This is a genomic window from Anabaena sp. UHCC 0399, assembly GCF_034931465.1.
Taxonomy (GTDB): Bacteria; Cyanobacteriota; Cyanobacteriia; order Cyanobacteriales; family Nostocaceae; genus Trichormus; species Trichormus minutissimus.
On record NZ_JAYGGZ010000001.1, the window covers coordinates 110875 to 123043 of the forward strand.

Here is a 12169-nt window from a genome sequence, read left to right on the forward strand (position 1 = left end):
AGGATTGCAGCTCGTAGTAATAATATATTCTTGCTGCTCCCTATAAACTCTTGCCTTTTTCGTTCTAGTAATCATGGTTGAATTTGATGAACAGCTACGTAACATAGTTTCCCAAGTCTGTGGACATCCTCCAGGAAGTCCTCAACGTCAGAAGTTGCTCACGCAAATTATTCGCCTCAGTTCCCAAAAACTTTGGCGGGAAAATACCCCCTACTATCAAGATGCACTACAACAAACTTGGTTATATTTTTGTCGTAACATTTGCGAAGGTCTGACAGGGCAAAAATACGACTCTACCTATGGTACTGTCGTTACTTGGTTAAATGCTTACTTAAAACGCAGACTACAAGATTTTTATATCAACCAAAATAAAGAACAAGCAACAACAGTTCCTTTGCGGGTTCGCCAGTCTACATCAGGTGGAAGTAGTGATGTTATTGACCCTGTAGACAATTTAGCTGCTACCCCTGAACCACCACCAATTTTAGATGAGTTAGAAACTTGGATAAAAACAGACCCCACTGGAGAATTAAGGACTACTCACGTTAAAGGTCGTCCAGAGGTAAACTGCCAGATATTAATTCTCAAACGTCTACCACCGGAAGTTAGTTGGAAAGAATTGTCTGAGGAATTTGGGTTAGCAATTCCCACCTTAAGCAGCTTTTATCAGCGTCAATGTCTGCCACGCTTACGTAATTTTGCAGAATCAGAAGGTTTGATTTAATAGAGATTAACTTAAGTTGAGCGATCGCTCTTGAGCTACTTATTGACTACCTAATTCCCATAAAATTTTTGAAGCTCAGGTGTGAGTTGTCATCTGCCGGTTGCCATACTATGAATAACTTAGTTAGGATCTTTTGTCGTTATTTCGCAGGTAAAAAGCAGAAAATAAAGCTCAGTTTACTTGTATACTTTTTGGTGGCTTTGGTGTTGACAGTCAATGTACCTGTACTGGCAATCAACTCTGTAACTGCGGATAGAGGAAAACTGAAGACGGTAACTGAGCAGCCTCTGGATGCGCCAAAGTTGGTCAATTCTGAGCGCGACTTATTGATAGAACAAGGTAAATCTTTATACGATGCTGGACGCTTTGCAGAAGCGGTGCAAGTATTACAACAGGCAACGCAGGCATATAAGCAGCAGGGTGATAGTCTGAAATTGGCTGCTACTTACAGTAACTTGTCCTTAGCCTACCAGCAACTTGGGGACTGGCAAGCAGCAGAGGAGGCCATTAAAACCAGTCTAGAATTAATCCCAGCCCAAAAAAATGCGCAAAACCTGCAAATATTAGCCCAAACACTTGATATTCAAGGTCGTTTGCAATTAGCGATGGGCAAACCAGAAGTAGCCTTAACTACTTGGCAACAAACCGCAGAGATTTACCAACAAACCAAAAATCAAGCGGGCGAAATGCGATCACAGATTAATCAAGCCCAAGCGTGGCGTAATAAAGGCTTTTATCGTCGGGCAGTGCAGATTTTACTAGCAGTCAATCAAAAATTACAAGCACAACCAGATTCTGTAGAAAAAGCCGTCGGATTGCGATCGCTCGGTGATGCTTTAATGGTAATCGGCGATTTAGCCCAATCCCGCACGATTTTAGAGCAAAGTCTAGCCGTTGCCCAACGTCTGCAATTACCTGTACAGATGGGAGCTAGTTTATTAAGTTTAGGCAACAATGCACGAGCCAATTTATTAAATTTAGGCAATAACGCACGCGCCAAACCACAACTAGCACAAGCAATCGACTATTATCAACAAACTGCAACAAAATCTACTTCACCCCTCACCAAAATTCAAGCCCAACTCAATCAACTCAGCCTGCTAATTGACACTCAACAATTTTCAGAAGCACAACCTCTCATCCCCTCAATTCCTGATCAACTCAAACAACTTCCCACTAGTCGGGCTGCTATTTATGCCCAAATTAACTACGCTCAAAGTTTGATGAAATTGGTCAGGGGGCAGAAAATAGAATCTTCTACCTCGTCCTCCAATGCCCAACACATCGCCCAACTTTTAGCTAATACCGTCAAACAAGCCCGCAGTTTGGAGGATAAACAAGCCGAAGCTTATGGGTTGTTAAGTTTGGGGCATTTGTACGAGAACAACCAGCAATGGCAAGAAGCACAAAGTCTGACTCAGCAGGGATTAAGTCTGGCACAGAGTAGTAATGCTCCAGATATTATCTATCGCTTGGAGTGGCAGTTAGGGAGATTGCTATCGGCGCAAAAAAATATATCTAGTGCGATCGCCGCCTATGATGCAGCAGTGAATACACTCCAGTCTATCAGAGGTGACTTGGTAGCCGTCAATCAAGACGTACAATTTAACTTTCGTGACAGTGTAGAACCTATCTATCGCCAATCAGTAGAGTTATTGTTACAGTCTGACGCGGGAGAAATCGATGAAAAAACGCTAGATAAAGCCCGCCAAAGGATTGAGGCTTTGCAGTTGGCAGAATTAGATAACTTTTTTCGGGAAGCTTGTCTGCGAGGTGAGAGTGTACTAATTGATCAAGTAGTAGACAAAGATAACCCCACAACTGCCATTCTTTATCCAATTATTTTGCCGCAACGCCTGCAAGTAATTGTCAAAATTCCTAACCAACCCCTCAAACATTACAGTGCCAACATTACTCAACCAGAAGTAGACAAAGTTCTTTCTGAACTCAGAAAAAATCTGGTTAATCCCACAGCTACCAACAAAATTAAAACCCAATCACAACAAGTTTATAACTGGTTGCTCAAACCCATTGAGTCAGAATTAGCTGCTAGGGGAGTCAAGACCCTAGTGTTTGTACTAGATGGCGCGTTACGTAACTTACCAATGGCGGCTCTTTATGACGGGCAGCAATATTTAATTGAAAAATATGCGATCGCCCTCAGCGTCGGTCTACAACTACTTGACCCCAAACCCCTAGAACGCCGCCAGTTAAGAGCCTTAACGGCTGGACTAACTCAGCCACCTGAAGGGTTTCCTGATTTTTCAGCCCTACCAGCAGTCCAATCAGAAGTAAACTTCATTGCTAGTGCCGGAGTCTCAACCAAAAGCCTCTTAGATCAGCAGTTCACCAGCCAAGCATTAGAAAAAGAGGTAAGTAGTGCTTCATTTAATGTTGTACATTTAGCTACTCATGGTCAGTTTAGTTCAATTGCCGACGAAACCTTTATTTTGGCTAACGATCGCCGAATTTACGTCAAAGAATTTGATGGACTGCTACGCAACCAAGAACAAACCCGATCAGGCGCAATAGAACTATTAGTGTTAAGTGCCTGTCAAACAGCCGCCGGAGATAACCGCGCCGCCCTAGGTCTAGCAGGAGCAGCCGTCAGAGCCGGCGCACGTAGCACTGTCGCATCTCTATGGCAAATTGATGATGAATCAACGGCTTTGTTTGTCGGTGAATTTTATCGAGAACTCAAAAATGGCAAAATGACCAAAGCTGAAGTTCTCCAAGTAGCCCAACTAAAACTACTCAGCCATCCCAATTACCAAGCCCCTAGTTTTTGGTCGGCCTATGTGTTGATTGGCAATTGGCTGTAATTTGGGAATTGGGAATAGTAACCTACAACTTGATCTAATCTGTTATTATGCTTTACCCAGAGTAGTAAAACTACAAGTGGGCTATTTTTGTAATGGGAAAGACCAAGTTCAAGTAAAAGTTTATGTTCAAGTCGCAACCTGTAGCTATTGATTTGTTTGCTGGGTCTGGTGGATTTAGTTTAGGTTTCGAGATGGCAGGGTTTTCTGTTCCTCTATCCATTGAGATGGATGCTTGGGCTTGTGATACGCTCCGCTATAACCACCCTGACATGACAGTTATTCAACATGATATTTGTGATTTTAATTCTGCAAGCAGCGTAAAAAAGATATGTATCTTCAAGCCAGATATTGTTATGGGTGGACCTCCATGTCAAGGTTTTAGTATTGCCGGACCAGCCCAAAAAGATCCTAAAGATCCTAGAAATACTCTGTTCATTAATTTTGCTCAATGGATTAATTTTCTTGAGCCTAAAGCATTTGTAATGGAGAATGTCAAAGGGTTACTTTCACGAAAAAATACAGAGGGTGAAAAGGTAATAGATATTATAAAAGAAACTTTTGAAAACTTCGGATATTTTGTAGAAGTATGGTTGCTAAATGCTGCTGAATATGGTGTGCCACAAAATCGTGAGCGTATCTTTATTGTTGGAAATAACCAGGGGGAAGAGTTAGGTATTCCACCAAAAACTCATTCTCTAAATTTGTTAAATATTCGTGGGGATCAACTATCAGTATTTGAACATAATAAGTTACTTCCTTCTCTTAGTTTGTGGGATGCAATATCAGATTTACCCCCACTTAATGCTTGTGAGGGAAAAGAAGAACAGCTATATATTTCCGAACCTCATAATAACTATCAGAGATGGATAAGAAATGGGAGTTATGTACTTTATAACCATGTTGCAATGGAGCATTCTAATAGACTGGTAGAACGTTTCAAACATATAAAATGGGGTGAATCAAGTTCAGATGCACCAAAAGAACATAGGGCTAGACGACGAGGTGGTAATGGAGAACTATCAGAGATAAGTTATGACCAAAACAACCGCCGACTCAATCCTTATAGACCATCACACACAATAGCAGCATCATTTTATGCTAATTTCATTCATCCTTTTCAGCATCGTAATTTGACAGCCCGCGAAGGCGCACGCATTCAATCTTTTCCTGACACTTATCGTTTTATAGGAAAAAAAACTGTTGTATCTCACAAATTATTACATCGAGAGAAGAGATTTGATGAGAAATTTCTTTGCCAGTATAACCAAATTGGTAATGCTGTCCCACCTGTTCTTGCAAAGTCAATTGCACTGCATATTCAAGAAAAGTTAGAGCTATGTCCACAAGTGATAGAAACCCTTTAGTTCATGGCTCTAATCTTGAACAGAAGGAGAATCATCGTACAAAATACAGAGATGATAAGAGTAGAAAATATATCAGTGAAATTAGGAGTGAGTATGATAAGTGGCAGGCAGAAAATCTTCAATTGCTTGGACCTACATCACAATCTACAGAGCAAGATAACGCCATTATCGCTGACAGAGTAGCACTTTTTTCTACATACAAAGACTTTATTGACCAACAAAAATATGCTGAGAAATTTGACTCTAGATCAAACCTGCACTCTAGCGTATTAGAAGAATTTCTTTATTACCTATTTAGAGATTTAGTCAGAGACTTTGGAGAACACGCTCTGATTGGCAAATCACATACGTTCAAAGATATTTTCTTTGTCCCACCAAAATACTCTGAAATGCTGAAGCGTCCGTATGCACGCATTGAGAAGAAAGATCATGATTTTGTGATTGGAGCAACCATTCAAGCATCACTAGAAGCCGCAATTCCACCAGAGCGTGACCGAAATTCTGGTGAAATACTCCCACTTTTTAAGGAAGAACCAGAAAAATACTCAGAAGTTACGGTTACAGGGAATACCGAAACACACATTTTTGATATTCCAGTTGTGGTAATTGAATGTAAGACTTATCTTGATAAAACTATGCTGGAAGGCTCATCAAGAGCAGCAGAGGACTTAAAAGCGAGAAATCCTAATAGTCTGTATGTTGTAGTTATGGAGTGGATTAAGCTGAGTAGTGATGTCAATCTTCGGAAGTATAAAGTTGACCAGATTTATGTACTACGTCAGCAGAAAAACACTGACCGAGAATTTAGATATGACGAAACATATCTTAAAAATCCCATTAATCCGACCGTAATTCAACATCTCTTTCATAAGGTACGTAAGCATCTCACAATGGACTGGACTGGTGGAATTGAGTACGGCATACAACGTGGATGGTTAATTGACGAGTAGCTATGGTATGGAGATTTTATTAACAGAGACCAACTTTCCAGTCCCCATGCTGAAATTTTTCTCTAAAATTCATTGTTTTTGTGGCATAAATTGAGCGCATTTGGATGATATGTACATAGCAGCATTGATCACTGGGGATTAAACATATGACTAACAACACATTCAAGCTAGAGGATTTCGCAATTACGCTGCCGATTTCTCAAGCAGCTCTTACAACTGCCCAACAGTTCGCTAATCAACAGCCTACGTCAGCAAAAGCCGAGCAAGTCAGGCTGAATACATTAGCTGTATGGGTAGTGAATGATTATTTACAAATGATGGATATTCCTACCAATTTGACAGCTAGTGACAGTTGGAATCCAATTATGCAACTCTGCTCGAATGTGGCTGATTTAGAGGTTTCCTCAGTTGGTCGTTTGGAATGCCGTCCTGTACTTTCGTCAAACCAAGTATGCTCGATTCCCGCAGAAACTTGGGAAGACAGAGTAGGTTATGTAGTTGTACAAGTGGATGAATTTTCCCAAGAAGCACAATTACTAGGTTTTGTCAAAAATGTGGCAACAGAAACCTTGGCTTTAAGTCAACTACAACCAATAGAAACACTAATTGATCGTTTGGGACAATTGAGAACTTCCCCAGTAGATGCGCTAGTCAATCTCAGCCAGTGGTTTGTCGGTCAAGTTGAGGCTGGTTGGCAAACAGTAGAATCCTTATGGAATTCACCAGAATTCAGACCAGCTTATGCCTTTCGTAGCCCAGTCACCACTCCAGAGGCAGTACAAGGGCAGTCAGAAACAGTAAAGAGAAGAGCAAAACTGATTGACTTGGGCATTCAAATTGTCAATCAACCAGTGATGATGATTGTAGAAATTGCCCCAGAAGTTAACCAAAAAACTAGTATTCGGCTGCAACTCCACTCTACAGGTAATCAAATGTATTTACCGACTGGAGTTCAACTGAAAGTGTTAGATAATTCTGGCGCAGTATTTTTAGAAGCTCAATCCAGAAGTGCAGATAACTACATTCAGTTACAGTTTCGTGGTGAACTCCAAGAACAGTTTAGCGTTCAGGTATCATTGGATGATATGAGTATCATAGAAAACTTTGTGATCTAATACCTGTCATAAGTAATTGGTGAGTAAATAGATGTACTAAATGTATAAAATTTTAGAAATGTTTGCAGGAAAGGCGCATTTTGAGAGAAGTCTGAACGTATCAGAACTTCAGTGATTTGGCAATCGGAGCAAAGCGACGGTCATGGCTAAGTTAGTGGTGCTGAAATTTGGCGACGGTAATTTTGAGCAAGGGTTTACCGTCACTCTGCAAATTGGGGAAGAAAGCGATCGCCCCTCCACAGAAATCACAGGTAAACTACCACCATGTCCTGAAATTACCATTTACTACACCCGTTGGCAGGCTAGCTATTTACAGTTAGGTAACAGTTACCGTTTAGATGCAGACAAAATTCAAGTGACGAATGTATCTGTCACACAAGATTGTCACGAACTTGCCCATATCTTACGCGCCCGCTTTAATGCCTGGCTACAGGCGGAAGATTTTCGACCCTTGCGGGAAAAATGGCTAGAAAAATTACAGCCCACAGACGAAATCAGAGTCATATTGCAATCAGAAAATAGCCAATTGCAAAGACTCCCCTGGCACATTTGGGACTTACTAGAACGCTACCCAAAAGCAGAAATTGCCCTATCCTCACCCAGCTACGATCGCATTCATAAACCCCCTAACCCCAACTCAACGGTCAATATTTTGGCAATTGTCGGCAATAGTCAGGGGATTGATACCCAGGCGGATCAAGCTGTTTTACAAAAATGCCCCCATGCTGATGTCAGTTTTGTGGTAGAACCACAGCGTAAGGAATTGACCGATCATCTGTGGAGAAAAAACTGGGATATATTATTTTTCGCCGGACACAGTTCTAGTCAGGGGAATGATACAACTGGCAGAATTTACCTGAATAAAACCGATAGTCTCAGCATTGGTGAACTTAAGTATGCCCTCAAACAAGCCATAGAGCGGGGTTTACAACTAGCAATTTTCAACTCTTGTGATGGGTTGGGTTTGGCGCGGGAACTAGCTGATTTGCACATTCCCCAAATTATCGTGATGCGTGAACCTGTTCCTGATCAGGTAGCGCAAGAGTTTCTCAAATATTTTCTACAAAGTTTTGCCCATGGCGAACCTTTATACCAAGCAGTCCGACACGCACGGGAACGTTTACAAGGACTAGAAGATAAATTTCCTTGTGCAACTTGGCTACCAGTAATTTGCCAAAATCCGTCTCAGATCCCCCTAACTTGGGATGAACTGACCCAGACCCCAACCCAACAAATATTTTATACCCCACCAGTTGACAAAAAACGCGCCTGTAAAATGGTAGCGTTGTCTAGTTTGGTGGTAAGTGCTGTAGTATGTGTTTTACGGCTGTTGGGAGGATTACAAGCCTTTGAACTGCAAGCTTTTGATTTGATGATGCGATCGCGTCCTGATGAGGGGACAGATAGGCGTTTGTTGGTAGTTACCATTGACGATGAGGATTTAGCAAATCAGCGACGCAACGGCGAAAGCTTAAAAGGAACATCTATATCTGAAAAATCCCTCAATCAATTACTAGTCAAACTTAATCAATACCAACCCAAAGCCATAGGTTTAGATATCTACCGCGACTTTCAGGCTGAACAAGCAGATTTAAAATCACAACTGCAACAGACTGATAATGTCATCGGCATCTGTAAAGGGAGTGACTCTACAGCCAAAACTAAAGGTATTGCACCACCACCAGAAATTCCCAAGGAACGCTTAGGATTTAGTGACTTTATTCATGATAAGGATGGTGTGGTGCGTCGCCATCTCCTGTTTATGACCCAGGAAACAGCTTCCTTGTGTTCTACCCCCTACGCCTTCAGTACCCAACTGGCATTTTTATATCTCTCATCTTCAGGAATCCAAGGAAAATTTACCCCTGGTACATCTCCCAATTTGCAATTAGGTAAAACGGTATTGCACCGCCTATCACCTCATAGTGGCGGCTATCAAGGAATTGATGCTAATGGGGGGCAAATCCTACTGAACTATCGCGCCTCTAAGCAAATCGCGGAACAGGTGACACTCACCCAACTATTATCTAACCCCATTAACCCCAACGCCATCAAAGACCGCATTGTTTTGATTGGTGTAGTAGCCAAGGGAGATTTTCCCGACTATTGGGCTACACCTTACGGCAATCTGTTAGATGAACAAATGCCAGGGGTAATGGTACAAGCTCACATGGTTAGCCAAATTATTAGTGCTGTTTTAGATGGTCGTCCATTGTTGTGGGTTGTATCGCCTTGGTTGGAAGTAATTTGGATTTGGGGTTGGGCTGGATTAGGTGGTTTATTAGCTTGGCAATGGCGTTTATTCCCCAAGTTGGCATTAGCAGTTGGTATTAGTGCTAGTGTTTTGTATTTACTTTGCTGGAGTCTGTTGATTTCGGGTGTTTGGTTTCCCTTTGTACCATCAGCTCTCGCATTAGTAGCAACTGTAACCGTAGGATCAATTCAAAATAAGCTGAAACAGACTCAATAACCGTAGAGTCACAAGTATTAGTCAGCAATTTTAGTTAATTAACAACAACTAACTTAGTATGAAAATATTGCTCTCACTAGCCATTGGCTACACAAGTTTTTTAGTCGGTCAAACCTTGGTAATGGCTACACCTGCACCCGTTAACTCAACTATCAACCAGATTAAAAAAGTCAGCTTTAACCCACCACCAGCACCAGCTTCTGAGCCGCCCCCAGGTGGTCGCGTCCGTGGTGGGGCTAAACGGGGTTTGTGTCCCTCAGTACAACCGCAACTTACAGCATTAGTACCCTACACCGAAGATACTCCTACTGTCACCAATGTCTGGGGATTGACCACAGAGGCACATCCGACACTGATGTTCTATATGCCCTACGCTCATAATGTTGCGTATCCTACAGAATTTGTGTTGCAAGATCAGGAATCAAATTCAATTTATCAAACAGCGATCGCTCTTCCAGCAAAACCAGGAATCATCAGAATTTCTGTACCTCAAAACATTACCTTGGCAGTGAATAAACGATATCGCTGGTTTCTCACCGTTGATTGTGACCCACAAAAGGATTCACCCCCAACTTACGTAGAAGGGGTAATAAAACGAGTCACCCTCAACAAAAAAGTTACTGAAAAACTAAAGACAGCTACACCTCTGCAACGTTTTGATATATATCTCCAAAATGGGATTTGGCACGAAGCCTTAAAAACACTATCGCAATTACACCAAGAAAACCCCAAAGATCAAGAAATTAAAGTACAGTGGCAGAATTTACTCACTAGCATCCGCTTAGAGGATGTTGCATCTCAACCATTACTTCCTAGTGAACCTTGATTGGGGGCTGGGAAGAAGCAGGGGAGCAGAGGAGACGAGAAAGAATCTTTTGACTTTTTTCTGCCCCATACCCAATTACGAATTACGTTAGCGTAGCGGGACGCAGTCCATTACGAATTACGAATTACGAATTACGAATTACGAATTACGAATTACGAATTTCCCTAGGATATTGGGGGCGGCAGGGACTACCCCAACAAACTTGTCCAGAGGGCATATCAGCCAAAACACTGCTACGTGCGCCAATTACAGTATTAGCACCAATTTGTACTCCTGGTGCTACAAAACAATCTGTAGCTACCCATACGCCGTTATCAATAGTAATAGTTGCGGTTTTCAAGCCAAAGGCTGGGTCTCGAATATCATGGCTACCGGTACATAAATAAGTTTTTTGGGAAATGACGCAGTGTTGACCGATATGAATCTCATCTAAACTATATACAACTACATCATCACCAATCCAAGTGTAATCGCCAACGGTAACTTTCCAAGGATAAGTAAAACGGGCAGTAGGGCGAATAATTACACCTTTGCCAATACGCGCTCCAAACAATCGCAGTAGCCAACAACGCAGACCATTAAAAGAATGCAGCGTCAGGGGAAAAGCGATCGCCTGTACAAACCACCACAGTAAAATATACCAACCAGGCCGCCCCCGATCAAACCAAGTTTGGTCATATTTGCGTAAATCTACGAAAGATTCATTAGTCAAGTCGCTTCGCTCCAATTCAAAATTCAAAATACTCCTCCGGAGAAGCAAGCTACAAAATTCAAAATTAATCATTGGGTAGAAATCTCCCCTATCACCTATCACCTATCACCTATCACCTGTCACCTGTCACCTGTCACCTATCACCTGTCACCTGTCACTTATCACCTATCACCTGTCACCTGTCACCTGTCACCTGTCACCTGTCACCTGTCACCTGTCACCTGTCACCTGTCACCTGTCTCTTACTTTTTAAACAACAGACCTTGAACAACGGCGTTTAAGTAACCTATCTGTCCGTAGCTATAAACAAAGTTATCAAAGCTTTCGGCTGGATCTTTAAAGGCATATCGTAATGATTTATACAAACCACGGATGAACCTTTCGCCACCTCTACCAAACTGGGCAATTCCGGCTTTACCCGCCAGTTGTTCCCGATAGCATTCGCTGATACCTTGCCACCAACCACGGTTTAAAAACCAGGAACGATTGATGCGTTCTGGAGCGACGTTATGAGCAACTAAGGCGGTGGGAAGATAGGCAACTTGCCAACCCTGCTTAAGTGCCAGTTCCGTCATGAGGAGTTCTTCGTTAGATAGAAGGTTTTTACCAACTCGACCAAGTTGGGGGTCAAAACCACCGATTTTTTCGAGAAATTGACGACGAATGGAGTAATTCAAACCTCTGGGAGTTAAACCTGGTTTTTCAATGTAAACCACACTATCCCCTAAGTCATAAGCTCCTAAGTTGCCTGCTAAACCAGCCGATAACCATGAAGGTGGTTCAATATTGGGAGGCCATAATAGAGTGACCTTACCACCAGCGATCGCTAGCTGAGAATTATGTTGATAAGCATCATATAATACTTGCAGCCAGCCAACACTCGCCACCGCATCATCATCTAAATACGCTAATATTTCAGATTTCGCCTCTTTTGCGCCAATGTTACGAGCTACAGATAAACCAAGCGTGGGTTCAAAAACATACTTTAACCGGGGATTACTCGCCCTTTCTTCTGTCACTTCACGAGTGCGATCGCTTGACCCATTATCCACCACTATGACCTCAAATTCCCCCGCGAAATCCTGCCCCAAGAGGCTATCAATCGCCGCACCCAGATAATTATCTCGATTGTGAGTACATATAACCGCAGAGATTTGCATATTAGTCAACCCCTTCGGGGAATTCA

The 12169-nt window shown here is 42.1% G+C and carries 9 protein-coding genes; 7 read left to right on the top strand and 2 right to left on the bottom strand.

The features are described 5' to 3' along the window. Positions 1–73: 73 nt before the first annotated feature. From VB693_RS00525 to VB693_RS00555, 7 genes are all read left to right on the top strand, one after another. On the top strand, positions 74–724 hold the full coding sequence (locus tag VB693_RS00525) for a sigma-70 family RNA polymerase sigma factor (RefSeq protein ID WP_323264592.1): 651 nt from the start codon (positions 74–76) through the stop codon (positions 722–724). Positions 725–834: 110 nt separating this feature from the next. Further along, the gene (locus VB693_RS00530) at positions 835–3546 is read left to right on the top strand and encodes a CHAT domain-containing protein (RefSeq protein ID WP_323264593.1); all 2712 of its coding nucleotides are present in this window, start codon (positions 835–837) and stop codon (positions 3544–3546) included. 122 nt (positions 3547–3668) lie between these two features. After that, a complete protein-coding gene (locus VB693_RS00535; RefSeq protein WP_323264594.1) occupies positions 3669–4910 on the top strand; it encodes a DNA cytosine methyltransferase in 1242 nt (413 codons plus the stop codon). Beyond that, entirely contained in the window at positions 4883–5860 is a 978-nt protein-coding gene (locus VB693_RS00540) for a Bpu10I family restriction endonuclease (RefSeq protein WP_323264595.1), read from the top strand. The genes VB693_RS00535 and VB693_RS00540 overlap by 28 nt, the downstream gene beginning before the upstream one ends. A 146-nt stretch (positions 5861–6006) precedes the next feature. Next, positions 6007–6975, top strand: a complete 969-nt coding sequence (locus tag VB693_RS00545) for a DUF1822 family protein (protein ID WP_323264596.1) — start codon at positions 6007–6009, stop codon at positions 6973–6975. Positions 6976–7117: 142 nt separating this feature from the next. Next, entirely contained in the window at positions 7118–9445 is a 2328-nt protein-coding gene (locus VB693_RS00550) for a CHASE2 domain-containing protein (RefSeq protein ID WP_323264597.1), read from the top strand. 58 nt (positions 9446–9503) lie between these two features. Then, the gene (locus VB693_RS00555; protein WP_323264598.1) at positions 9504–10271 is read left to right on the top strand and encodes a DUF928 domain-containing protein; all 768 of its coding nucleotides are present in this window, start codon (positions 9504–9506) and stop codon (positions 10269–10271) included. A gap of 145 nt (positions 10272–10416) precedes the next feature. On the opposite strand, the gene hpsU is transcribed toward VB693_RS00555, so the two are convergent. Further along, on the bottom strand, positions 10417–10983 hold the full coding sequence (gene hpsU / locus VB693_RS00560) for a hormogonium polysaccharide biosynthesis acetyltransferase HpsU (RefSeq protein WP_323264599.1): 567 nt from the start codon (positions 10981–10983) through the stop codon (positions 10417–10419). 242 nt (positions 10984–11225) lie between these two features. Then, positions 11226–12152, bottom strand: coding sequence for a glycosyltransferase family 2 protein (locus VB693_RS00565; RefSeq protein ID WP_323264665.1), 927 nt, complete (start codon positions 12150–12152; stop codon positions 11226–11228). Positions 12153–12169: the final 17 nt, after the last annotated feature.